Annotated in this window: 21 protein-coding genes; 15 read left to right on the top strand and 6 right to left on the bottom strand. The window is 62.9% G+C overall.

The genetic code is table 11. The annotated features are described in order from the left end of the window. Positions 1-196 precede the first annotated feature (196 nt). From C2L64_RS43330 to C2L64_RS43320, 3 genes are all read left to right on the top strand, one after another. Positions 197-1,756 (top strand): methyl-accepting chemotaxis protein, encoded by a 1,560-nt coding sequence (locus C2L64_RS43330; protein WP_009770024.1) that lies wholly within the window; start codon positions 197-199, stop codon positions 1,754-1,756. A gap of 128 nt (positions 1,757-1,884) precedes the next feature. After that, complete coding sequence (locus tag C2L64_RS43325; protein WP_009770025.1) at positions 1,885-2,172, top strand: hypothetical protein; 288 nt, start codon at positions 1,885-1,887, stop codon at positions 2,170-2,172. After that, complete coding sequence (locus C2L64_RS43320) at positions 2,169-3,095, top strand: YncE family protein (protein WP_051058278.1); 927 nt, start codon at positions 2,169-2,171, stop codon at positions 3,093-3,095. Before C2L64_RS43325 ends, C2L64_RS43320 begins: the two co-directional genes overlap by 4 nt. A gap of 16 nt (positions 3,096-3,111) precedes the next feature. Here the strand turns inward: C2L64_RS43320 and C2L64_RS43315 are convergent, their stop codons facing one another. The 3 genes from C2L64_RS43315 to C2L64_RS43305 form a co-directional block, all read right to left on the bottom strand. After that, positions 3,112-4,038 carry a LysR family transcriptional regulator gene (locus C2L64_RS43315; protein ID WP_009770027.1) on the bottom strand — a complete coding sequence of 309 codons (927 nt, stop codon included), beginning with the start codon at positions 4,036-4,038 and terminating at the stop codon, positions 3,112-3,114. 114 nt (positions 4,039-4,152) lie between these two features. Then, positions 4,153-5,730 carry an aldehyde dehydrogenase (NADP(+)) gene (locus C2L64_RS43310; protein ID WP_009770028.1) on the bottom strand — a complete coding sequence of 526 codons (1,578 nt, stop codon included), beginning with the start codon at positions 5,728-5,730 and terminating at the stop codon, positions 4,153-4,155. Beyond that, entirely contained in the window at positions 5,727-6,368 is a 642-nt protein-coding gene (locus C2L64_RS43305) for an isochorismatase family cysteine hydrolase (protein WP_007737883.1), read from the bottom strand. The genes C2L64_RS43310 and C2L64_RS43305 overlap by 4 nt, the downstream gene beginning before the upstream one ends. Before the next feature lie 910 nt (positions 6,369-7,278). Between C2L64_RS43305 and C2L64_RS43295 the strand changes: the two genes are divergently transcribed. Beyond that, positions 7,279-8,604, top strand: coding sequence for an epoxide hydrolase family protein (locus C2L64_RS43295; RefSeq protein WP_009770029.1), 1,326 nt, complete (start codon positions 7,279-7,281; stop codon positions 8,602-8,604). 52 nt (positions 8,605-8,656) lie between these two features. On the opposite strand, the gene C2L64_RS43290 is transcribed toward C2L64_RS43295, so the two are convergent. Next, complete coding sequence (locus tag C2L64_RS43290; protein ID WP_009770030.1) at positions 8,657-9,640, bottom strand: aldo/keto reductase; 984 nt, start codon at positions 9,638-9,640, stop codon at positions 8,657-8,659. A 102-nt stretch (positions 9,641-9,742) separates the two neighbouring features. Here C2L64_RS43290 and C2L64_RS43285 point away from each other — a divergent pair, with 102 nt between their 5' ends. Beyond that, entirely contained in the window at positions 9,743-10,666 is a 924-nt protein-coding gene (locus tag C2L64_RS43285) for a LysR family transcriptional regulator (RefSeq protein ID WP_009770031.1), read from the top strand. 34 nt (positions 10,667-10,700) lie between these two features. Here C2L64_RS43285 and C2L64_RS43280 read toward each other — a convergent pair whose 3' ends face one another. Further along, complete coding sequence (locus tag C2L64_RS43280) at positions 10,701-11,048, bottom strand: GFA family protein (RefSeq protein ID WP_009770032.1); 348 nt, start codon at positions 11,046-11,048, stop codon at positions 10,701-10,703. Positions 11,049-11,211: 163 nt separating this feature from the next. On the opposite strand from C2L64_RS43280, the gene C2L64_RS43275 reads away from it, so the two are divergent. The 6 genes from C2L64_RS43275 (at position 11,212) to C2L64_RS43250 (ending at position 18,012) form a co-directional block, all read left to right on the top strand. Further along, positions 11,212-12,900, top strand: a complete 1,689-nt coding sequence (locus tag C2L64_RS43275) for a methyl-accepting chemotaxis protein (RefSeq protein ID WP_009770033.1) — start codon at positions 11,212-11,214, stop codon at positions 12,898-12,900. A 46-nt stretch (positions 12,901-12,946) separates the two neighbouring features. Beyond that, positions 12,947-13,414 carry a nucleoside deaminase gene (locus tag C2L64_RS43270; RefSeq protein ID WP_009770034.1) on the top strand — a complete coding sequence of 156 codons (468 nt, stop codon included), beginning with the start codon at positions 12,947-12,949 and terminating at the stop codon, positions 13,412-13,414. A 162-nt stretch (positions 13,415-13,576) separates the two neighbouring features. Next, positions 13,577-14,626, top strand: a complete 1,050-nt coding sequence (locus tag C2L64_RS43265; RefSeq protein ID WP_009770035.1) for an aromatic ring-hydroxylating dioxygenase subunit alpha — start codon at positions 13,577-13,579, stop codon at positions 14,624-14,626. 59 nt (positions 14,627-14,685) lie between these two features. Continuing rightward, on the top strand, positions 14,686-16,047 hold the full coding sequence (locus C2L64_RS43260; protein WP_009770036.1) for an MFS transporter: 1,362 nt from the start codon (positions 14,686-14,688) through the stop codon (positions 16,045-16,047). 21 nt (positions 16,048-16,068) lie between these two features. Continuing rightward, positions 16,069-17,028 (top strand): PDR/VanB family oxidoreductase, encoded by a 960-nt coding sequence (locus tag C2L64_RS43255; RefSeq protein ID WP_009770037.1) that lies wholly within the window; start codon positions 16,069-16,071, stop codon positions 17,026-17,028. Between the two features lie 75 nt (positions 17,029-17,103). Further along, positions 17,104-18,012 carry a LysR substrate-binding domain-containing protein gene (locus tag C2L64_RS43250; RefSeq protein ID WP_009770038.1) on the top strand — a complete coding sequence of 303 codons (909 nt, stop codon included), beginning with the start codon at positions 17,104-17,106 and terminating at the stop codon, positions 18,010-18,012. Positions 18,013-18,048: 36 nt separating this feature from the next. Here C2L64_RS43250 and C2L64_RS43245 read toward each other — a convergent pair whose 3' ends face one another. Then, complete coding sequence (locus C2L64_RS43245; protein WP_009770039.1) at positions 18,049-19,284, bottom strand: citrate/2-methylcitrate synthase; 1,236 nt, start codon at positions 19,282-19,284, stop codon at positions 18,049-18,051. A gap of 270 nt (positions 19,285-19,554) precedes the next feature. Between C2L64_RS43245 and C2L64_RS43240 the strand changes: the two genes are divergently transcribed. Genes C2L64_RS43240 through C2L64_RS43225 form a run of 4 tightly spaced genes read left to right on the top strand, consistent with a single transcriptional unit; the run spans position 19,555 to position 23,186 of the window. Beyond that, positions 19,555-20,682, top strand: coding sequence for a cupin domain-containing protein (locus C2L64_RS43240; RefSeq protein WP_007739652.1), 1,128 nt, complete (start codon positions 19,555-19,557; stop codon positions 20,680-20,682). Between the two features lie 28 nt (positions 20,683-20,710). Next, entirely contained in the window at positions 20,711-21,604 is an 894-nt protein-coding gene (dapA, locus tag C2L64_RS43235; protein WP_009770040.1) for a 4-hydroxy-tetrahydrodipicolinate synthase, read from the top strand. A 41-nt stretch (positions 21,605-21,645) separates the two neighbouring features. Beyond that, positions 21,646-22,200, top strand: a complete 555-nt coding sequence (locus tag C2L64_RS43230) for a carboxymuconolactone decarboxylase family protein (RefSeq protein WP_009770041.1) — start codon at positions 21,646-21,648, stop codon at positions 22,198-22,200. Beyond that, positions 22,197-23,186: an ornithine cyclodeaminase family protein gene (locus C2L64_RS43225; RefSeq protein WP_009770042.1), complete on the top strand. Its 990-nt coding sequence runs from the start codon at positions 22,197-22,199 to the stop codon at positions 23,184-23,186. Before C2L64_RS43230 ends, C2L64_RS43225 begins: the two co-directional genes overlap by 4 nt. Positions 23,187-23,241 lie beyond the last annotated feature (55 nt).

Genomic DNA, 23,241 nt, shown 5'->3' with positions numbered 1-23,241 from the left:
ACGCGCTCGCGCTGCAATGGCCCGGTTCGCGCATCAACGCCGATGTGACTGCTCCACTGAAACTGTGAACGAACCAGTTAGCCACAATCGACCGTCCGAACCAGTCGATATTTCCCGAATGTCCTAAAGCGCTGCCCGATACTGCCGTTAAGCTGTTGACTTAACTCTTCGCCGGCGCGTGCTGGCATCGATCAGCATGCGCAACATGACAGTACGGGCCAGCCTTCTTGCATTGCTTGTGGTATTCGCGACGATGATTCTGCTGGGCGGCGTGGTCGGCATCGGGGCGCTGAAGATCACCAACGGCAATGCGCAAAATCTGCGGGACATGGCGCGTCAGACGATTCTCGTCAACGATGCGTACAAGGACACGACGCGCACGCGTTCGGCGATGGTGCGCGCTTACTCCGCGCTGAAGGAGCGCAATGACACGGCCACGCGCGACTCGGCGCTACAGAGCGCGCAACGCTCGCTCGACCTGTCCGTGCGCGAGACGCAGGCTTTCGAGAAGTCGGATGCGTTCGACGGCATGGACGCTGCGCTCAAGCAGCAACTGCTCGATTCGGCGACGCAACTTGCCACGACGCTCAACCGTGCCGCCGACGCATTGCGCAACGGCGACACGGCTACCTACGCGGCGCTCAACGATCGCGACATCACCGCATCGGGCGCGGCCTATTCGACGAACGTCGAGAAATTCCAGAAGCTCGCGAACCAGCTTTCCGAAGATGCGCTCGCGAGCGGCAATCAGCGCTATCAATGGATCGTCGGCACGGTGATGTTCGGCATCGCGATTGCAGTCGGCCTGATCGTGCTCGCGTACATCGCGTTGCAACGCACGGTCACCACGCCGCTTGCGCAGGCGGCCGACGTGCTCGATCGCATCGCCTCCAACGATCTGACGGTGCGCGTGCCCGAAGCGAGCAAGAGCGAGATCGGTCAGTTGTTCGCCGCGATGCACCGCATGCAGTCGGGCCTCACGCGGACGGTTTCCGGCGTGCGCGAAAGCTGTGAAGCAATTCATACGGCGGCGCGCGAGATCGCGGCGGGCAATCTCGATCTGTCGAGTCGCACGGAAGAGCAGTCGGCGTCGCTCGAAGAAACGGCGGCGAGCATGGAGCAACTAACGTCGACCGTGAAGCAGAACGCCGAGCACGCGCGCGAAGCTAACAGGCTTGCCACGAATGCCGCCGATCTCGCGCAGCAGGGCGGCGACGTGGTCGAGCGCGCGGTGCACACGATGGCCGAGATCAGCTCGAGTTCGAGCAAGATCGCGGACATCATCGGCATGATCGACAGCATCGCGTTTCAGACGAATATTCTCGCGCTGAATGCGGCCGTCGAGTCGGCACGCGCGGGCGAGCAGGGGCGCGGGTTCGCCGTCGTAGCGGGCGAAGTGCGCACGCTCGCGCAGCGCAGCGCGGGCGCCGCACGCGAGATCAAGGCGCTGATCGGCACTTCCCTCGATCACGTGCAGAACGGCAATGGACTCGTCACGCAGGCGGGCGCGACGATGACTGAGATCGTGCGGTCAGTGCGCAACGTCGCGGGCATCATGGGCGAAATCACGACAGCGACGGCCGAGCAGAGCGACGGCATCGAGCAGGTAGGCCACGCGGTGAGCCAGATGGACCAGGTCACACAGCAGAATGCGGCGCTCGTCGAGCAGGCGGCCGCCGCAGCGAGTGCGCTGGAAAGCCAGGCGCAGACGATGCGCGAAGCCGTTTCGGCATTCCGTCTTGCTAAGGCGTTTTGATCACCCGCAGGCCCGCATTTTTCAGGTTCCGTAAAAGAGGCTTTTACGGAACGCCGTCTTTTTCCGTTTGAGCATGCTTCTTAGACTGCACGTAAGTTCAACAACACGTGAAAGTCGAAGGAGTTCTCATGCAATTTCTGTTTGCAATGCGCGTCAAGCATGACGCCACGCCCGTCACGAATGAGCAGCGTGCGATGGAAGTCGCGTACGTCAAGGAGAAGTACGCGACTGATACGATTCGTCAGATCTGGACCCGCGCGGACCTGCCGGGTGCGTGCCTGCTGATCGAAGCGGCGGACGAAAGCGCAGCGCGTGCCACCGTCGAAGCACTGCCGCTGATGCTGGCCGGCAAGCTCGAAATCCAGATGCTCGTTCCGCTGCTGCCATATCGCGGCTTCGCCGTCGCGGGTCAATGATGGAGCACGCGCTTCTGGAACGTCACGGCGAGCAGGCGGGCGCATCAGATGACATGCGTCTGTACTTTCTCGACCACAGCGGCAATCGCGTGCTTTCGACGATGAGCGACGGCGGCCGGTTCGAAGTGCTGGTCGACGCTTGCTGTGCGGGACCGGACGGCATCGCCATCGACACGGCGCGCGGTCATCTCTACTGGACCAACATGGGCGTGCCGTCGCGCAACGACGGCTTCATCATGCGTTGCGATCTCGACGGCGGCGACCTCACGACCATCGTGCCGCCGGGATTAACGCACACGCCAAAGCAACTGCTCATCGAGCCACGCGGCGGCCATCTCTACTGGTGCGACCGCGAAGGCATGCGCGTGATGCGCTGCAGGCTCGACGGATCGTCACTGGAGACGCTCGTGCAAACGGGCTATGGCGCGCATCAACAGGCGGATGCACGGAACTGGTGTGTCGGACTCGCGCTCGATGTCGAACGTGAGCAGATCTACTGGACGCAAAAGGGCGCGACGAAATCGAACACGGGACGCATCCTGCGCGCGCCGCTGAATCCGCGCCGCAAAAGCGTGTCGCCAGCATCGCGCGACGATATCGACACCCTCTTCGACAACTTGCCGGAGCCCGTCGATCTCGAACTCGATGCGGCGACGATGACCCTTTACTGGACCGATCGCGGCGCGCCGCCGTTCGGCAACACATTGAATCGCAGCCGGCTTCAGCGTGACGAGATGGGCTTGCATGCTGAGGTATTGCTCGACGGCTTCAACGAGGCAATCGGATTGTCCGTGCATCCTTACCGCAACGTCGCTTATGTCAGCGATCTGGGCGGCACGATCCGCCGCGTTTCGCTCGACGGCTCCGACACGCACGTCGTGCTGCGCGACGCCGGTAGTCTGACGGGAATCGTCGCGGTCTGAACGACATCATGCGCTGTCACGAAACCAAGGTGGCTTCCTGTGCAGCAAGTCGCGCGCTGAGATCCTCCTTGAGGAATTCGACGAACGTGCGGATCTTCGCATCGACATAGCGGCGCGAAGCGTAAACCGAATAGACGTTGCGAGTCGGCAGCTGGAATTGCGGCAGAACGCGAACCAGCGTGCCTGCGCGAAGATCATCGATAGCCGAATAGACTGCGAGCGCACCGATGCCCGCGCCGGCGCGCAGCGCCACGCGCAAAGCCTCGGGATCGTTGATCCTGTAGCGGGCCGCCGACGCATTCAACAGCACGTCGCCGTCCGCGCCTTCGAGTTGCCATCCATCCGTCGACGAGGCGGGCGACTGCAGCCGCACGAATGCGTGTCCGTCCAGATCGTCCGGCGAGCGCAGAGGCGCGTGCTTCTCCAGATACGACGGCGCGGCGACCAGCATGCTGTAGCTCGTGCCCGTCACCTGGCTGACGTAACCCGAATCGGGCAGCGTTCGCGCCGTCACGACGGATACGTCGAACTGTTCCTCGACGAGCCGCGGCATCGTCGATGACAACACGAGTTCGATCTCGATGTTCGGATAGCGCGCCTGATAGCCGACGATGCATGCGGCGAGATGAGTTTGTCCTAGGCCCGGCATCGCGTGCACACGCAGCGTGCCGTGCGGCTCGTTCATCGCGTTGCCGGCTTCGGCGTCGGCGTAGTCGAGGTCGGCGAGAATCTGCTGGCATCGCTCGTAATAGCGGGCGCCGGCATCGGTGAGCGTGATGCGCCGCGTCGTGCGATGAAAGAGCCGCACGCGCAAATCGTTTTCCAGTTCCGAAACGGCACGCGAGACGCGCGCCACATTGCTGTCTAGTACGTTCGCTACGGCAGTGAAACTACCGGTTTCGACGACCCGCGAAAAAACGCGCAGGCTGTGAATCTTGTCCATGAAACGGTTTCCGTCTGTGGTGATGCGCCGGCATTCATGCGCTTCGAAACAACACGAACGCGCGACCGGTAAAACGCACCGGTCGCGCGCCCAGCACATGATTGCAGGCTTGATTCAGGCTTTCGACAACTCACCGTCGGTGAGTCGCCAGATGCCGAGCGGATTGTCATGCTTCAGCGCCTCGGGCAGCAGATCGTCCGGGAAGCCCTGATAGCAGACGGGACGCAGGAAGCGTTCGATGGCAGTCATGCCAACCGACGTAAAGCGGCTGTCAGACGTTGCGGGAAACGGCCCGCCATGAATCGACGCGTACGACACTTCCTGCGGATGCGAAAACGCATTGACGACGATGCGCCCCGTGCGGCGTTCGAGAACTGGCAGAAGCCGCGCGGCGAGCGGGTGATCGGCGGGATCGAGTTGCATGGTGGCGGAGAGCTGTCCGCCAAATTGCTTTGCGATTGCGATCAGTTGCTCGACGTCTTTCACGCGCACCAGCAACGCGGCGGGTCCAAAGACTTCTTCGGACAGCGACGGATCTTCCAGCATGCGCGCGCCGTCGACTTCGAAAAGCACCGACTGGCCTTCCCACTTGCCTTGTGGTTCGCCGCCGGCGGCAATGCGTTCAGCGCCTGCGTCGCGCTGCCGCTCGACGTTCTTGCGATACGCCGAATTGATGCCCGGCGTGAGCATCGTCCGCGCGGGCGTGTCGGTGATGCGGGGGAGCATCGCCTGACGCAGTTCGCCGTAGCCGGGACCATCGATGGCGAGCAGGATCGCCGGTTTCAGGCACGCCTGGCCGACCGTGACGAGCATGCGTTCGGTAAAACCGTCGCCGATTGCGGCGCCTCGCGCAGCGAGTGCCGCCGGCAGCACGAAGGTCGGATTGACGCTCGTCATTTCGGTGAAGACGGGGATCGGATCGGGACGCTGCTGCGCCCGTCTAAATAGCGCCATGCCGCCCACTTCCGAGCCGGTGAAGGTCACGCCCTTAATGAGGGGATGATCGACGAGCGCCTCGCCGATTTCATTGCCGCCGCCGCGCAGCAACGAGAACACGCCTTCGTGCAGTTGCGCATCTTTCACGGCCTGCTGGATCACGCGGGCCTGCATTTCGGAAGCGCCTGGATGCGCGTTGTGCGCTTTCAGGATCACGGGGCAACCGGCAGCCAGCGCCGAGGCCGTATCGCCGCCCGCGACCGAATAGGAAATCGGAAAATTACTGGCGCCAAAGATCGCAACCGGACCAAGCGCGATCTTCTGCAGCCGGTGATCCATGCGTGCGCGCGGCTGGCGATCGGGCTGAGCGGGATCGATAGCGACCTGACGGAAGCGCCCCTTGCGCACGACAGTAGCGAACTGGCGAAACTGTATGGCCGACTTGGCCGCTTCGCCTTCGAGCTGCGCAACGGGCAAGCCCGTTTCCAGCGACGTGCGCTGCGCGAGTTCGGACGCGATGGCGTCGAGCCCATCGGCGATGCGTTCGAGGAACGCGGCGCGTTGTGCGAGGCTCGTATGGTTGTAGCTGTCGAACGCTTCATCGGCGAGGCGCGCCGCGCGTTCCACTTCCGCGCGGCCGCCAAAGGCGAACGGCGGTTCGATCTCGGCATTGGTCGCGGGATTGAGCGCCTTCATCGAGCCCGCGCTGGCGGGCACTTCCTGCGCGCCAATGAAGAGGTTGCCAGTGAGCGTCATGAGCGGCCTCCCTGTACTTCGGCTAGCGCTGCGACCAGCTCTGCCGTTCTCAGGATTTCATGCGCGAAAGTAGGGCCGTTCAGTTCGTGGGCCGCGTGCATCATTTCCTTCGTGAAAGCGGCTGTTGCATCGCGCACGAGCGTGACGTGATAGCCCAGTTCCATCGCGAAGCGGCACGTCGACTCCATGCAGGTATTCGCCAGCAGTCCGATGGCGATCACATGCGTGACGCCTTGCTGCTTGAGCTGAAAGTCGAGATCGGTGTTGGCGAAACCGCTTTGTGCCCAGTGTTCCTTGATGATGATGTCGCCTGCCTGCGGCTGGAAGTCAGGATGAAATTCGCCGCCCCACGTTCCCTTCTCGAACGTGTGACGTTGCTGCACGAGACGTTGCGTCGGATTCGGATGATCCCAGTTGTCGTAGTCACCCGGTTCCCAGCGGCGGTGCGGCACATAGAACACCTGGACGTTGGCCTTGCGCGCGGCAGCGACCGCCGCACGAAGGTTGTCCAGCAATCCGACTTCGGCGGCGATCTCCTTGATCATGGGGAAGACCTTGCCGCCTTCCGACAGAAAATCGTTGTACGGATCGACCAGCAGCAAGCCGGTGCGTTCCGCGCGATAAACAGGATTGGACATTGCAGTTCTCCATTCGGAAAGGGTGCGAACTGGTCGCGTCTCGCTGTCGGCGCCGAGCCACTTTTGTCGAACGAATCGTGACGTCTCACGTCATGCATCGCGATGATGCAAGATATCACTATGAAAAGCATAGTGTCAAGCGCCGTGCACTTCCGGACGTTGTTCCGGTGTCGGAGTCAAGCAGCTAGCCATCCTCGAAAGAAACGCCTTGGGAAGTGCCGCAATAGCATACGACCAGCTATGAAGTGGCTGCATCGGAAGGGGCATGTGTGTGCATTGGCTCACTATCGGGGTTACGCGAGGAGAGCTATGGTGCAACAATCCAGCGCATTTTTTCTGTCGCGGAAGAGGCTGCTGTTTGCAAATCGCTTTCAAACGGGCGGGCGAAATGCGAGTTTGCGACTTGGTCTGTTACGGCGTGAACGCGGCGCTATCGATGCGTTAGCGGCACCTTGATTGGAAGGCGTGTACTTGCGCTGCGTGACATCGGCAAGGTCATTAAGATCACGCATGATCACGAACTCGTCACCGTAGTTCTGTCTCCGGAACTGGTCACGTTTTGGGTAGCACTACTGCCATTCCTGTGAGCAGGCTCGCGGTCGCCGCGAAGCGCGACGCGATCCGCGGCATCGGCTACGAGTTGTTCATCGCCGACACAAGTGTTGTGCCGCCGCTGGTATTTACGTCATGTGCCCGCGTTCACATAATCCGCTCACTTGCTGCGAAACATGAATCACGATTCACGGATCACGAATTTCGATTCGCAGCGAACCGGTGACGATATGAGCTTTGCCGAATGGCTTGACGTATGGGCTTTCAGACGGGCAGTGATAAGCGGTATGCCCGGGATATCAATCGCTGCGGCGCTCATCGCTCCACCTACTCGTGCTTATTGCCAACAGGAGCTTCCATGCAAAACGATATCCTTCCTCAAGTCCCGTCGCGTCGCCGCTTTATCGGCGTGGCCGCAGCCGCGATCGCCGCAGGTTCGTTGAGTCGATTCGCCTTTGCTCAAACCAGTCAGACAGTCACTGAAATCACGCCGGCGGCAGGCGGAGACAAGACGGCCATTCGCAAGCTTCGCGTGCACGTGCCGGAATCGCAACTGACCGATCTGCGCCGACGCATCAAGGCGACCAAGTGGCCCGAGCGCGAGACCGTCACCGATGCATCACAAGGCGTGCAACTCGCGACGATGCAAAAGCTCGCCACCTACTGGTCGACTAACTACGACTGGCGCAAGGTGGAAGCGAGACTGAATGCGCTGCCCCAATACGTCACTGAAATCGACGGGCTCGACATTCACTTCATCCACGTACGATCGAAGCAGAAAGATGCGTTGCCGATGATCATCACGCATGGATGGCCCGGCTCGATCATCGAGCAAATGAAGGTCATCGATCCGCTGACCAATCCGACAGCGCACGGCGGCAGTGCATCGGATGCGTTCGATGTCGTGATTCCGTCGCTTCCCGGCTACGGGTTCTCCGGCAAGCCGACGGCAACAGGTTGGGACCCAGCGCGGATTGCACGCGCGTGGGTGGTGCTGATGCAGCGTCTCGGCTACACGCGATACGTCGCGCAGGGCGGAGATTGGGGCAATGCAGTGACGGAGCAGATGGCGCTTCTCACGCCGCCGGGACTCATCGGCATTCATACGAACATGCCCGCCACCGTACCCGACGACATTGCGAATGCGCTCAAGTACGGCAACCCGCCGCCCGCCGGTCTGTCGCCCGATGAACAGCACGCGTTCGATCAACTGGACTACTTCTACAAGCATGGCCTGGGTTACGCGCAAGAGATGGCGGGCCGGCCGCAAACGCTGTATGGCATCGAAGATTCGCCGATCGGTCTTGCCGCGTGGATGCTCGATCACGACGCCGCGAGTCAGGCGATGATTGCGCGCGTGTTCAACGGTCAGACGGAAGGACTGTCGCGCGACGATGTACTCGACAATGTCACGCTGTATTGGGTGACGAATACGGGCATCTCGTCGGCGCGTCTCTATTGGGAGAACAAGCTCAACTTCTTTGCGCCGAAGCACGTCACGATTCCCGTCGCGGTCAGCGTGTTCCCGGATGAAATCTACTCGGCGCCAAAGAGCTGGACGGAAAAGGCGTATCCGAAGCTGATTCACTACAACCGTTTGCCCAGAGGCGGGCACTTTGCAGCCTGGGAGCAACCGCAAGAGTTCACGGACGAGGTGCGCGTGAGCTTCCGCTCGCTGCGCTGAGCGGAAGAATCGGACGACGCGATCTGCGCGTCGTCCGCATCGCGTTCGCTACTTAGCGGTCGACGCGTTGCTGAAGATGCGCAGGATAGCGGTCGCCGACAATCGCGATGCCATGCAGCGCCGTGTCGATTTGCGCGAGTTCCTCCGCTGACAACACGATCGAAGCCGCGCCGATATTTTCTTCGAGGCGAGACAGCTTCGTGGTGCCGGGAATCGGCGCCATCCACGGCTTTTGTGCAAGCAACCATGCCAGCGCGATCTGCGCGCGCGTCACGCCTTTGCTATCGGCAATCGCGCCGAGCGCTTCGACGAGTGCCGCATTGGCCTTGCGGTTCTCTTCCGTGAATCGCGGCACGATGTTACGGAAGTCCGTTTTGTCGAAGGTCGTGCTGGCGTCGATGGCTCCCGTCAGGAAGCCTTTGCCCAGCGGGCTGAACGGCACGAAACCGATGCCCAGCTCTTCGAGCGTCGGCAGCACGGAGGCTTCCGGCTCGCGCCACCACAACGAGTACTCGCTTTGCACGGCGGCGACGGGTTGCACGGCGTGCGCGCGGCGGATCGTGCTTGCGCCTGCCTCGGACAAACCGAAGTGCAATACCTTGCCTTCCTTGATGAGATCGCGCACGGTGCCTGCGACGTCTTCGATCGGCACGGCGGGATCGACGCGATGCTGGTAAAGCAAATCGATGTGGTCCGTTTTCAGCCGCTTGAGCGAAGCTTCGGTGACGGCCCGGATGGTTTCCGGACGGCTGTCGAGACCTTTCGGCGGCTGGCCGTCGATGAAACCGAACTTGGTGGCGATGACGACCTTGTCGCGATTCGCCGACAGAGCGTTGCCGAGCAAGGTCTCGTTCGTGTGGGGGCCGTAGGCTTCGGCGGTGTCGAAGAAGGTGACGCCCTGATCGAGCGCCGAGTGAAGCAGACGGATTGCCTGCTGCTCTTCCGTCGCGGGGCCGTATGCGAAACTCAGTCCCATACAGCCCAGTCCGATGGCGGATACCTTGAGACCGGACTTGCCCAGTTCGCGCTGCTGCATGATTTCCTCTTTGATAGTCAGGTACGGACCCACAGAATAGGCTCGATAATTGCGCTCAACAATCCGCCTGGGTTTGCAAGACCTTATGAGAGATTTTCACTAATGCCGCGTCCCGGTCTGTCGGAACTATCGGCCTTCGTTTCCATTGCACAACACCGCAGCTTCAGCGCCGCTGCGCGCGCGATGGGCGTGACGCCGTCCGCGCTGAGTCACGCGATGCGCGCGCTGGAGGGACGTCTGAACGTGCGGCTGTTCACGCGCACGACGCGATCGATGGCACTCACCGAGGCCGGCGAGCAGTTATTGCGTCGCGTGAGTCCCGCAATTCGCGATCTCGAAGACGCGGTGGATGAAGCTACGTCGGCGCAGCACCGGCCTTCGGGATCGATTCGCATCAATTGTTCCGAGAATGGCGCTAGAGAAGTGATCCAGCAGGTGCTGCCGACGTTCCTCGAGAAATATCCCGAGATTCATGTGGAGTTCGTGGTGGATACGCGGCTCGTCGATATCGTGGCGGGTGGTTTCGACGCGGGTATCCGCGTGATGGAAGACGTGCCGCGGGACATGATCGCGGTCCGCTTCGGACCTGAGATGCGCTTTTGCGCGGTTGCCTCACCCGAGTACATCGAGCGACATGGCATGCCGCAAAATCCGAACGATTTGCTCGACCACCGCTGCATCCGTTTTCGCTTCGAGAGCGGCGCGCTGTTCCGCTGGGATCTCGAACATCGCGGCCGACGCGTGTCGCTCGATGTCGGCGGTTCTGTCACCCTCGGCAACCTGAATCTGATGGTGTGGGCCGCGCTGTCGGGAATCGGCATCGCGTGGGTGCCCGAGACGCTGGTGAGCGAGCTTCTTGCAGCAGGCGTGCTGATCGACGTGCTGCCGGCGGCCGGGCCGTCGTTCGGGCAATGCTGCCTCTATTACCCGGCAAACCGGCATACGCCGCCTGCGCTGCATCTGTTCGCGAACGCGGTGCGCGAGTGGGCGCGCGAGCAGAATGAGCGGACGCCCAATCCCGCCTGACCCTCGCGCGCAGACAGCGCCCTGAGCGCGAACGTCAATGCGAGCGCCCGTCGTAATGCGTGATGGGCAACGCATCGATATCGATATCTTCGAGACAGCGCACGTTGATGGCCGCCATCGGGCGACCGTCGGGCGCGGTGCCTTCGCCATACGGATGCATGCCGCAAACGGGGCAGAAGCGGTGGCGGATCACGTGCTTGTTGAAGGTGTACGTGCTGGCGTTCTGCTCGGGTGTCGTGAGATGGAGGTGCTCGAAGGGAACGAACCACATCAGCGCGCCTTTGCGCTGGCATATCGAACAGTTGCACGCCATGACGCTGGTTGGCTCGCCTTCGACCTCGAAAGCGATGCGTCCGCAATGACAGCTTCCCTTGTGCGACATGGCGATCTCCTGATGTGGATCGAATGATGCCGTCACGCGTCGGTGATGGCAACGTACGAACGTCCGTGTTCTATTCTCTTTACGCAGTGTGGCACAAAGCCACCTTCAGTCGTTCGTTGGTTTGCCGTAAACAAGTTGTAACCAACAACGGGCCACGACTGCAATGAAACTGCGCAACCTGAATGTCTCGACCCGCTTGCTTGCCGGATTCGGCTTGTTGACGGGCTTGCTGCTCGCTGTGGCGCTGATCGGTTTCTACGGCCTGTGGGCATTGAACGGCAAGCTGGACGAGATTGCGCGCGTCAATGGTACGCAGGCGCGTCTCGCCAATGAGCTTCGCGCATCGATTCAGGACCGCGCGATAGCGATGCGCAACGTAGTGCTCTACACGACTGCCGCGGACAGACGAGCCGAAGCCGAACGGATTGCGAAGCAGGGCGAGTTCTATGCGGACGCGTATCAGAAGCTCGATCGCATGTTCGCCAATGAAGCCGGAACCGACCCGCGCGAACGTTCGCTGATGGCCGCGCTCAAGCAGGAAGAGTCCGCCGCCGTGCCGCCGATGAGCAAGGTGGTCGAACTCAGTCTCGCGAACGACACGATCGCCGCGACGCAATTGCTGCTCGAACGCGCCCGGCCGACGCAACGCACCTGGCTTGCGCGCGCGGCGGAACTGGCGGACTTCGAAGACCAGTCGAATCTCGTCGCGCAGCAGGACGCAATCGTGACCTACTCGCGGATTCGCGTGCTGATTGCGGTGATCGTGGCGGCGTCGATTGCGCTCGCGCTGGTTACGGCGACGCTGATTACCCGCAGCATCCTGCGGCAGTTGGGTGGCGAGCCGCGCGCCGCGCAGGATATCGCCGCGCAGATCGCGCAGGGCAATCTCGCCGTCAAAGTCGATCTCGCGAACAGCGATCCCGACAGCCTGATGGGATCGCTGGACACGATGCGCGCGCGGCTCACATCGATCGTCGCCGACATCAAGAAATCGGCCGAGTCGATCTCGGTCGCGGCGAGTGAAATCGCGCAAGGCAATACCGATCTGTCGCAGCGCACGGAAGAACAGGCGGCTTCGCTGGAAGAAACGGCTGCGAGCATGGAAGAGCTTACGTCGACGGTCCGGCAGAACACTGAGAACGCTCGCCAGGGCAGCACGCTCGCGAGCAACGCGTCGCAGACGGCGACCACGGGCGGCGATGTGGTACGCAAGGTCGTCGCGACGATGGATGACATTTCATCGAGTTCGTCGCGCGTGTCCGAGATCATTTCGGTGATCGAAGGCATTGCGTTCCAGACGAACATCCTCGCGCTCAATGCCGCCGTCGAAGCGGCGCGTGCCGGCGAAGAAGGCCGCGGCTTTGCGGTCGTCGCGGGGGAGGTCCGCACGCTTGCGCAACGCAGCGCCAGTGCCGCGAAAGAGATCAAGGCGTTGATCGAAACATCCGCTGCACATGTATCGACGGGCTCGACGCTCGTGCACGATGCGGGCGAGACGATGAACGATGTGGTCCGCTCTGTGAAGCGCGTGACGGACATCATGAGCGAAATCGCGGCGGCGTCGACGGAACAGTCGACGGGCATCGAGCAGGTCAATACGGCTGTCGCGCAGATGGATCAGGTGACGCAGCAGAATGCCGCGCTTGTCGAGCAGGCGACGGCGGCCGCGCAGGCGATGGCCGATCAGGCCGCGAGCCTCAAGGCGGCCGTGGCGATGTTCAGGCTCGATGGCGGGCAGCAGGGGATGTATGCGACGCCGTCGCCCGCTCGCTCGGTGGCTGCGAAGAAAGCTGTCGTGCAACGCGAGCCAGCCGGTCATTCGCGGGCTGAAGTCGACTGGGAGACGTTTTGAATCGTCGTATCGTAAACTCCTGAGACGTATTCAAGGAGTGACTACCATGACCCCGCAACAACATTACCTCGCTGAGGCGATCGAACTCGCTTACGGCAATGTCGAAAGCGGCGGCCGGCCGTTTGGCGCCGTGATCGTCAAGGATGGCGAAGTCGTCGCGACAGGCGTGAACGAAATTCTGCATACGAACGATCCAACTTCGCATGCGGAATTGAACGCGATCCGCGCAGCGAGCCAGAAACTCGGCTCGCCGAATCTCGCGGGATGCACGGTGTATGCGAGCGGCCATCCGTGTCCGATGTGTCTTGCCGCGATGCGGATGGCGGGCATCGGTGAGGTGTTTTATGCGTACTCCAACGAGGATGGCGCGCCTTATGGGCTTTCAACAGCGGCTGTATATGCCGACCTCGCGAAGCCGTTTGCCGAGCAAACCATCAAGATCCGTTACGAGCCGGTTCGACTGGAATCGCATGGGGATCTCTACGCTGATTGGAAGCAGCGGCAGGGCGCGTAGTAACAACCCTGCCTTGCCTTCTTGAACGTGCCTGTAGCTTGCCCCGCTACAGGCATCGAAAAATTGCGACTCAGCCGCCAAATAATTGCGTTTGTCGTACTCGTGTTTCGCCGATAACCTGCCCTTGTCCCCAACGACAGCGTTATTCGAGGAAAGCAAGTCATGAAATTGCTGAGAAACACGTGGTACGCCGCGGCGTGGAGTCGCGATGTCGGCGCCGATTTATCCACCCGCGAGTTGCTGGGCGAGCCGATGCTGCTGTACCGCAAGCACGATGGCGCGCCCGTCGCGATGATCGACCGCTGCCCGCATCGCTTTGCGCCACTGTCGATGGGCAAGCGTGTCGGCGACGGCATCGAATGCGGCTATCACGGGCTGCAATTCGACTGCAGCGGCGCCTGCTCGAAGAATCCGCACGGCGACGGCCGCATTCCTCCCGGCGCGCGCGTGCGCAGCTTTCCGGCGGAAGACCGTCATGGGCTCGTGTGGATCTGGGCGGGCGAACCATCGCGCGCCGACGCAAGCCTGATCCCGGATTTCTCGCATCTGGTGTCGCCGCGACTGAAGACCGTCGGCGACGAGATGACGCAAAAGGCGCACTACGAACTGGTCGTCGATAACCTGATGGACCTCTCGCATGTGAACTATCTGCATGCGCCGTATCAGCACGTCGATGATTTTCTTCAGGCGAAACACGACGTCGTGCAGGATGGCAGTGCGCTGGAAAGTCGGCGCACGGTGGCCGGCACGCGCGCGCCGCAATCGTTCCGCCCGTTTCTCGACGATCCCGATGCGCCCGTGGACTACTGGCTGAACATACGCTGGCATGCGCCGGGCTGCTGCCTGCTGGAGACGGGCGTGGTGCCTGTCGGCAGGCCGCGTGAGCATGGCCTCGTGCGGATCGGCACGCACATCGTCACGCCGATCGGCGCAGCATCGACGCAATATCTGTACGCGAGTTCGCGCAATTACCGTCTCGACGATCCTGACGCTGACGACGAAACGGCACGCTGGCAGCAAATGGGCTTTCACGAACAGGACAAGCCGATGATCGAAGGCGTGCAGACGCGCATGGGCGAGCGCGAGCTGTTCTCGATGCGTCCCGTCCTGCTCGCCACCGACGCAGCCGCGATCCGCGCACGGCGTCTGCTCGCGGCGATGATCGACGCCGAGGCGCGTAGCGATCAGCCCGTGCCAGTAGCGATAGCGTAAACGACGCAAGAAACCAGAAAAAAAGGCGGGACGCATAGCGCCCGCTTCAGGAGACAGACATGCAATCGACCGCAACGCCTGGCGCTGCCGCCGCGCTGATCGACAGCCGGCCGCTCTCGGCCTATCAGCGACTGATCCTCGTGTTATGCGGATCAGTCATCTTCCTCGATGGTCTCGACACCCAGTCCATCAGCGTCGCCACGAAAGCGATGGCCCATGCGCTCGACGTGCCGCTCGCGAGTTTCGGCGTGGTGTTCTCGGTGCTGCAACTGGGCGGCCTGATCGGCACCTTTGTGTTCGGCTATCTCGCCGACCGCGTCGGCCGCCGGCCACTCGTGATCGCCGCTGCGTTGCTGATCGGTGCACTTACGCTTGGAACGGCGTCCGTGCAGAACTACACGCAACTGCTGATCGTGCGCTTTCTCGGGGGCATTGGCCTCGGCGGCATCTTTCCCTGTGTGCTCGCGCTCGGTGCGGAATACGTGCATAGCCGCTCCAGAGGTCTCGCGGTCGCGGTGCTGTTCGCCAACTATTCGCTCGGCGCGGCAGTGGGCGCGGTCGTCAACGGCTATGTACTCGCGAACTTCGGGTGGCGCGCGGTGTATGTGGTGGGCGGCGCGCTGTCGATCGCAGCTGCGCTTGCAATCGTCGCGTGGCTGCCGGAGTCGCCGCATTTCCTGATCTCGCGCGGCAAGACGCACAAGCTGCGCGCCGTGTTCGCGCGGCTCTTCCCGAACGAGACCATCGACGTCGAGCAGTTGCGGCTGAACGCGGCGGAGGGTGCCACGCAAGCGGCGCGCAAGGGTGTGCCTGTGCGGGAGATATTCAGCGAAGGCCGCGCGGGTATCACGTTGCTGCTGCTCGGCATCCTGATGCTGAGTTACGCGACCATCAAGGTGATGACCGTATGGCTCACGCCGCTCCTGCAGACGGCGGGCATCTCGGTACTGCACACCTCGTATGTGCTCGCGAGCCTCGATATCGGTTCGATGCTCGGACTCGGGTTTGCAGGATACCTGGTGAGCCGCTTCGGGCCGACACGTTCGCTGTTGCCTGCGCTGCTCGTGCTCGCGGTGACGACTGTGGTCGTCGCATTCGAGGTCACGCGCTTCGCCGCGCTGCTACCAAGCGGTTTTGTGATCGGCTTCACGGGCGGTATCGGACAGTCCGCGCCGCTCGCGCTGTTCGCGCTCATCTTTCCGACGCGTGTGCGTTCCACAGCGCTTGGCCTCGGCGGCGCGGCGGGACAGATCGGCAAGATCGGCTCGCCGATGCTGGTGGGTGCGGTGCTCGCGAACGGCTGGAAGCCGGACACGATTCTCTTTGCCGTCGCGCTGCTGCCTGCCATCGGCGTGCTGCTGATGCTGCTCGTGAGACTGTCGCGCCGCTATGCGGTGGCAAGCGTGAGCCAGAGCGCCTGACGACATCAACCCGAATCCCCTATGAAAACAGGCATCAAAAGGATCGAAGAGGTCGCGGACGGCATCCGCATGTTCGAACTCGCGCCGCTCGACGGCACGCCGCTGCCGCAATACACGCCGGGCGCGCACATCGACGTGCATCTGCCGACGGGCCTCGTTCGACAGTACTCGCTATGCGGACGTCCACAACAAAGCGACGCTTACGTGATCGCGGTGCAAAACGCCGCTGCATCGCGTGGCGGTTCCCGCGCGATGCACGCATTGCAGGTGGGAGACATGTTGCGTATCGAAGGGCCGCGCAATCATTTTCCGCTTGCGAAGGACGCCCGGCATTCGGTGCTGCTCGCGGGCGGCATCGGGATTACGCCGCTGCTGAGCATGGCCGAGCGGCTTGCGCAGACGCAGGCCTCGTTCGAGTTGCACTATTGCGTGCGCAATCGCGAGCGCGCGGCCTTTCTCGACCGGCTCGATGCACCGCATCTGAAAGGGCGCTGCACGCTCTACACCGACGACGCACCCGCCGATGCGCGAATCGACGTTGCGCGCATCGTGCGCGATCCGTCGCCCGGTTCGCATCTTTATGTGTGCGGCCCGTCTGGCTTCATGGATCACGCATTCGATGCCGCGAAGCAGGCTGGCTGGACGGACAGCCAATTGCATCGCGAGTACTTCAGTGCGCCCACGGCCGACACCTGCGGTAACGCGCCCACGGCACACGCATTCAGCGTACGGCTGGCGCGCAGCGGCAAGGTGGTGCGCGTGAGCGAACAGGAAACGGTGGTGCAAGCGCTGGCCGCGCAGGGCGTGCGCATCGAGACATCGTGCGAGCAGGGTGTATGTGGCACGTGTCTGACGCGCGTGCTGGCGGGCGATCCCGAACATCGCGATCTGTATCTGACCGACGACGAGCGCGCCCGCAACGACCAGTTCCTGCCTTGCTGCTCGCGCTCGCGCACAGACGAACTGGTCCTCGATCTTTGATCGCGGCAATCCCGGATTGCGACGCGCGGCGCGGCTGGGTACGATGGGTTACGTCCATCGACGGAGCCTTTCCCCTTGAGCACACAAGCGCTGCCATCGATCAATCATCTGCGCAGCTTCCAGGTGATCGGCCACCATCTGAACCTCGTGCATGCGGCACGCGAACTGCATCTGAGCCCATCGGCGCTCAGCTATCAGCTTGGCGTGCTCGAAGAGCGGCTCGGCACGCGGCTATTCACACGCACTGGCCGTGGACTCGCGTTCACGGAAGCGGGGCGACTGCTACACGGCGAAGTCGATCAATGTCTGCAACGGCTATGGTCGGCGTGGCAGCGCGTAGCAGCAAACGAGCGCTCGGCGCCGCTCGTCGTGAACTCGCTGCCGACGTTCGCGATGCACTGGCTCCTGCCGCGGCTCACGGCCGTGCAGGAACAGTTCGCCAATGTCGAGATTCGCGTATCGATTTCCCAGGTGGATCTGGAACGCGAGGCGCTCGATTGCGCGATCGCCTACGGCGACGGTCACTGGCCCGGCGTGCATTGCGACTTCCTGCGCGAGGAGTCACTGATCGTCGTGTGTTCGCCTGAAACGTTGTCGGCGAACGGGCCGCTGTCGAGCGTCGCCGATCTCGCGCGCTTCACGCTGCTCTCGGCGAAAACGCGGCCAGACGATTGGGCTTTATGGGCCGATGCCGCGCAAGACACATTGCCGCCGGGTGGACGCCAGTTGCTGCTCGCATCGCGCAACATGGTGATCCAGGCCGCCTGCGAAAGCCTGGGTGTGGCCGTCGTGGACCCGGCGATGGTGCGGACCGAGCTGTCGTCGGGCCGTCTCGTGCAGGCCTTGCCGCAGACCGCGAAAGGGCAGGGTTCGTATTACCTCGTTTATCCGGCGGGCGAGGAGTCCCTTGCGCGTGTTACGGCATTTCGCACATGGCTACTCGCCGAAATGGCGCGAGACACGGCTTCGGGCTTATCCGTTTGAGCCGTCGCGGGTTCAACGCTACAGGCGCTATAGGCGCTACATCCGCAAAGCCGCAATGTACTTGGCCCGCGGCCGCAGCAGAAAAGCCTGCGCGCGCTGCTCCAGCACATGCGCCACCCAACCCGCTGTGCGGCTGATGATCCATAAGGCCGTAGCCGTGCCATCCGGCAAGCCGAGCGCACGTGCAAGCACGACGAGCGCAATCGCCACGCCGGGATGCATCGAGAGCTTGTCTCTGGCGAGCGTGAGAAATTCGAGTGTCGGGACCGTCTCCGGCGTCGCATACTGCAGCGCGCGCACCTGTTCGAGAATCAGATTGGCGCGTACGTCGCCTTCCGGATACAGCGGATGGTTGAAACCGAACAGACTCGCACCGACCTCGCGAACCATCTGCAGGCGCGGTGCCGTATCCGGATTGGCGACGTCACGCAACAGCAGCGTTTCGACTTTCTCCGTCGCCGTGCCCGTCGAAAAGCCGACGTGCGAGCCGATCGCCGCCGCGACGCAGTTGTAGAGGTCCGCATTCGTCGACGCCGCGACTCGCGCGGCGAAGGTGGCGGGCGCCAGTTCGTTGTCGGCGAGTACGGTTAGCGCGCCGTTGACGGCAAAGACGGCATCAGGCGTACACGTGCCGCCCGCCGCGCGTAGCAGATAGGCCGCGAGGCTCTCGCCGCGCTCGCGCATCACGAACGCGCGCTCTTTGCTCAGGAATCCAAGACATCCCGCCATCGTCTGCATGATGAGGCGCGCGGCCTGCACCGCGCTGCCGTCGGAAATCTCCGCCGCGCCGCGCCCCTGCATGCCGAGCGCGAGCGGCACCATGCCGAGCAGGTTGGCGATATCGCCGCCGTCCAGCTTGCCCGCGTATGCATCGAATAGCGGCAGCACGGCTTGCGGCGTGTCGAGCGCGCCCCACGCGGTGACGCCGTCCTGCCAGACGCCCGTCATCAGCAGTTGCGAAACCGATTCGAACGACGAGCCTGCCTTCGCCATCTCGACGGCCGACCGGTTGCGGTACAGCGGACCTTGCGGCGTGATGTGCGTGATCGCGGAGGCGAGCACGGGCTCGCCCCAACGCATCGTCGATTCAGCCGATGCTGCTTTCGGCATGCGCCCCCGCTTGCGGCTGCCCACCCGTTCGACGTCGGCGCGCACGTACAAACTGCGCCGGCCGTCGTCATGCGGCGCCGTGCCGATCAGGCCGCGGCTTACGTACGAGTAGAGGGTGGCCGGCTTGATGTTGAGCCGGGCCAGTACCTCTTCGCGCGTCATCAGATCTCGGGTCGTCATGAAATCAATCTAATCAATATAAATCAACCAAAAAAGGCGTGGCGCCTGAACAATCTGCAGTCTAGCAGAAAGGCTATGGATAATGAGTTGCGGTGATTTTGCGTCGCGGCGCCGAACACTTCGAATGTTTATATTGATTTGAAATATCAATCTTGATCGACAGAGCGCCGGCGAGTAATTTTCAGTCCTCGATTCCATTTTTTGCACCGCGCCGCGAACCGCTTCGGGCGGGTGCCTTGAGGAGACTTTCCGATGCATGACCTGAGACGCGAATTCGGGCCGGCGCAAGCGAGCTTCGTCGATCAGACGGGCCAGCGTCCCCGCGACAATCACTACTGGGCGCCCGTGATCGTGAGCCGCGAACAGATCGACGCGGAAGTGGAGCGCCTTGCCGCGCTGCCGAGGCCCGCAGACGGCCGCCGCCAATCGTTGATCGTTCATCCGTCCGCGCGCGCTGGCTCGCCCGGACTTGCGCCCGGCATTCAGGTGTCGCTGCAAGTCCTGTTGCCTGGCGAATCGACGGAGCCGATGCGCCACAACGCGACCGAGGTGAACTTCTGCATCCGCGGCGGCGGTTCGACGCGCGTCGCGGGCCGCACCATCGCATTCCGTCAATACGACGTGTGGAATCACCCCGCCTTCGTCGCCTTCGCGCATACGAACGACACCGACGACATTCAGGTGCGGCTCGTCTACTCGAATGCGCCGCTGCTGCAGCACATGGAAGTGTATGTGCCCGAGTTCGGCGTCGAACTGGAAGTGCCGACGCAAACGCTCACCGCGCACGCGAGCGACGATCCGAAGCGACGCAGCCCGTTCGGCACGTTCCCGATCGGCGAAGACGGCGGTCTGCTGATGCCGTACGAAACGCTGATCAATCCGCAGGTGGTCGAATCGCGTCCGCTGCATTTTTCGTGGCAACAGGTGAAGGCCGAACTCGACAAGCTTGAGGCGCTGGGCAGCGACTACGTCGGCCGCCGTCTGTACATGATGTACAACCCGGTGACGGGCCGCACCAACGGCATCACGCCGAACTTCTTCGCGACGATGACGATCCGTCCGCCGAAGATCGTCGACCGTCCGCATCGCCACGTATCCGCGGCCATCAACTACTACTTTTCGGGCTCGGGCTACAGCATGGTGGCGGGCAACCGCTACGAGTGGAAGGCCGGCGATCTGATGCTGTCGGCGCCCGGCTGGGCCGTACACAACCACGCGTCCTACGACGACTACGTGTACGAGCTGACCGTCCAGGACCAGCCGCTCAACATCTACATGCAGTCGCTGCTGTGGCAGGAGAGCATGAAGGAGCCGCCTGCGCTGCTTGGCACGCAGACCGGTTTTTCGACCAATCGCACGAATGCCGCCACGGCCGCATAAGCCGCTTCATCGACAAGGAATCCAGATCATGCGCGATATCTCCTGGCTGAAGGGTTCGATTACCCCGATCGTTACGCCTTTCCGCAACCAGGCCGTCGATTACGAAACGTATGCACGGCTCGTCGACTGGCAGATCGTCAATGGCGGCCACGGCGTGCTCGTGAACGGCACGACGGCCGAGCCGAGCCTGCTCACCGTGGCCGAGCGCAACCGCCTCGTCGACGTGGCCGTCGAGGCAGCGGCCGGACGTGTTCCCGTGCTGGCCGCGACAGGCTCGCAATCGCACGCGGAGACGGTCGAACTGACGCAGCACGCCGACAAGGCCGGCGTCGATGCGATGCTGGTCGTCACGCCTTACTACATCCGTCCGCCGCAGCGCGGACTGGTCGAGTACTACGCGGACATCGCCGCGCGCACCGATCGGCCGCTGCTGATCTATCACATTCCGGGGCGTGCGGCAGTCAGCATGGACCTCGCCACCGTCAAGTCGATCCGCGAGCGCGCGCCGAACCTCGTAGGCATGAAGCACGCGGTCAACGACATGGCCTTCGTCACGCACATGCTCGATGCGTTCGGGCCCGAGTGGCGCGTGTTCGTCGGTCTCGAAGAGTTGAGCTATCCGATGCTCGCAGTCGGCGCCTGCGGGCTGATGAACGCGGTCGGCAATCTGGCGCCGCGCAAGGTCGCCGATCTGGTCGAGGCCGTCGAACGCGAAGACTACGCGGCGGCGCGCAAGCTGCATTTCGCGCTGTTCGAACTGAATCAGTCCGTGTTCTACGACACGAATCCGATCCCCATCAAATACATGATGAAGCGCATGGGCCAGATTCCCGCGAACGAACATCGCTTGCCGATGATGCCTGCTACGCGTGAACTCGAAGCGCGGCTCGATGGCGTGCTCGATCGCGCTGGTCTGCTCTGAGCGCCCGCGACGATCCGAACGACAACGAAACGGAGACCCTGATGAGCGACAGGATTCCACGGCTGGAGATGGCCGACATGCGGGCCGATCTGGCCGACTATCTGACGCCGCGCGTCGAGCGCTTGCGCTATCTCGGCGAGCTGTTCAAGTGCGCGGGCCATGCGCCCGACGTGCTCTTGCAGTTCATGCATTTCACCGACGCGCTGAAGCAGGCGTTGCCCGACCGTCTCACGGAACTCGGCGCGCTGACGGTGGCGAGTTACATGGAGAACCGTTACGAGCGTCACCAGCATGAACGCCTGAGCGTGAAGCTCGGCTTTCCGCGCGCCTGGATCGCGCAGGTCAACCGGCTCGATCCTGCTGCCGCGACGGACTTGAGCGACGTCGAGAAAGCAGCGCAAGCCTATGCGCTGAAGGCATTGCGTACGCGCGGCCTCGAAGCGCAGGCAGAGTTCGACGCGTTTGCGAGCCTCGTGACGCCCGCTGAAGCAATGGCCTTCGTGATGCTGATCGGCCGCTACGTTACGCATGCGATCGCCGTCAACACGCTGCGGCTCGAACCGCCCGTAGCGTCGATTTTCGAGGATGAGCAATGAACGCGGCCAGCACACCCGTGTGGATTTCAGAGCAGCAAATCGTCTCGCTGATGAACCTGTCGGGTGCCATCGAAGCGCTCGAAGCAGGCCTCGCCCAACAGGCGAGCGGCGCGGCGCGCAACATGGGCAAGACGCATGTCGCGTGGGGACACAGCAATCTGCACGCGATCGGCGCGGCGTTTCAGGATGCCGGCATCGTCGGGACCAAGACGTGGGCACATACGGAAGGCGGCGCATGTCCGCTGCTGATTCTCTTCGATAGCGCGAACGGCCAGCTCAAGGCGATTCTCGAAGCGTTCGCGCTCGGCCAGATGCGCACGGGCGGCATCTCCGGCGTGGCGACGAAGTGGCTCGCGCGGCCCGATGCGGACGTGCTCGCGCTGATCGGCACGGGCAAGCAGGCGCTCGCGCAACTCGCTGCCGTCGCTGCCGTGCGCCGCCTGAAGCTGGTGCGCGTGTACAGCCCGACGCCGGACAAGCGGCGTGCATTCGTCGAGCGGGCGCGCGAGAAGTTCGACATCGAGATCGTCGAGGCGCCGTCGGTGGAAGCCGCCGTCGCCGACGCGCCGATCGTCACGACCGTGACGCGCGCCACGGAAGCGTTCCTGCCCGCATCCGCGCTTGCCTATGGAACGCATGTGAACGCGGTAGGCGCAATCACGGAAGAGCGCATCGAACTCGCCGACGATGTGTTCGCCCGCTGCACGCGCGCCGTGGTCGACGATCTCGGCGCGGCGAAACGCCTTTCGACCGAGTTCGTGCGTGCGTACGGCGCGCGCGATGCATGGAACGAGGTGGCGCCCCTATGCGATGTGATCGCCGAGGGACGCGCCCGCACGGCATCCGACGACATCACGGTGTTCAAGGCAATGGGCATGGGCGTATCGGATCTCGCGCTCGGCTTGCGCCTGTATGCGCTCGCGCTCGAGGCAGGGCTCGGATCGCCCTTGCCACAGCCTCGCCGCGAGCCGCCGCGCCTGAACTGATACGCAACTCATCGCAGCAGTATCGCCCGTGGCTTCGCGGGCGGGTTTGTCCGCG

Source organism: Paraburkholderia hospita, from assembly GCF_002902965.1.
Taxonomy (GTDB): Bacteria; Pseudomonadota; Gammaproteobacteria; order Burkholderiales; family Burkholderiaceae; genus Paraburkholderia; species Paraburkholderia hospita.
Note: the sequence above shows the minus strand (reverse complement) of the source record. Positions and strands in the feature narration are given on the sequence as shown.

Bases quoted from the DNA above. Each gene is read 5' to 3' on its own strand.
- C2L64_RS43270 (WP_009770034.1), top strand. From the start codon at position 12,947: ATGACCCCGCAACAACATTACCTCGCTGAGGCGATCGAACTCGCTTAC.
- C2L64_RS43330 (WP_009770024.1), top strand. From the start codon at position 197: ATGCGCAACATGACAGTACGGGCCAGCCTTCTTGCATTGCTTGTGGTA.
- C2L64_RS43320 (WP_051058278.1), top strand. From the start codon at position 2,169: ATGATGGAGCACGCGCTTCTGGAACGTCACGGCGAGCAGGCGGGCGCA.
- dapA (WP_009770040.1), top strand. From the start codon at position 20,711: ATGCGCGATATCTCCTGGCTGAAGGGTTCGATTACCCCGATCGTTACG.
- C2L64_RS43225 (WP_009770042.1), top strand. From the start codon at position 22,197: ATGAACGCGGCCAGCACACCCGTGTGGATTTCAGAGCAGCAAATCGTC.
- C2L64_RS43285 (WP_009770031.1), top strand. From the start codon at position 9,743: ATGCCGCGTCCCGGTCTGTCGGAACTATCGGCCTTCGTTTCCATTGCA.
- C2L64_RS43310 (WP_009770028.1), bottom strand. From the start codon at position 5,730: ATGACGCTCACTGGCAACCTCTTCATTGGCGCGCAGGAAGTGCCCGCC.
- C2L64_RS43275 (WP_009770033.1), top strand. From the start codon at position 11,212: ATGAAACTGCGCAACCTGAATGTCTCGACCCGCTTGCTTGCCGGATTC.
- C2L64_RS43230 (WP_009770041.1), top strand. From the start codon at position 21,646: ATGAGCGACAGGATTCCACGGCTGGAGATGGCCGACATGCGGGCCGAT.
- C2L64_RS43260 (WP_009770036.1), top strand. From the start codon at position 14,686: ATGCAATCGACCGCAACGCCTGGCGCTGCCGCCGCGCTGATCGACAGC.
- C2L64_RS43325 (WP_009770025.1), top strand. From the start codon at position 1,885: ATGCAATTTCTGTTTGCAATGCGCGTCAAGCATGACGCCACGCCCGTC.
- C2L64_RS43245 (WP_009770039.1), bottom strand. From the start codon at position 19,284: ATGACGCGCGAAGAGGTACTGGCCCGGCTCAACATCAAGCCGGCCACC.
- C2L64_RS43265 (WP_009770035.1), top strand. From the start codon at position 13,577: ATGAAATTGCTGAGAAACACGTGGTACGCCGCGGCGTGGAGTCGCGAT.
- C2L64_RS43280 (WP_009770032.1), bottom strand. From the start codon at position 11,048: ATGTCGCACAAGGGAAGCTGTCATTGCGGACGCATCGCTTTCGAGGTC.
- C2L64_RS43295 (WP_009770029.1), top strand. From the start codon at position 7,279: ATGCAAAACGATATCCTTCCTCAAGTCCCGTCGCGTCGCCGCTTTATC.
- C2L64_RS43255 (WP_009770037.1), top strand. From the start codon at position 16,069: ATGAAAACAGGCATCAAAAGGATCGAAGAGGTCGCGGACGGCATCCGC.
- C2L64_RS43240 (WP_007739652.1), top strand. From the start codon at position 19,555: ATGCATGACCTGAGACGCGAATTCGGGCCGGCGCAAGCGAGCTTCGTC.
- C2L64_RS43315 (WP_009770027.1), bottom strand. From the start codon at position 4,038: ATGGACAAGATTCACAGCCTGCGCGTTTTTTCGCGGGTCGTCGAAACC.
- C2L64_RS43305 (WP_007737883.1), bottom strand. From the start codon at position 6,368: ATGTCCAATCCTGTTTATCGCGCGGAACGCACCGGCTTGCTGCTGGTC.
- C2L64_RS43290 (WP_009770030.1), bottom strand. From the start codon at position 9,640: ATGCAGCAGCGCGAACTGGGCAAGTCCGGTCTCAAGGTATCCGCCATC.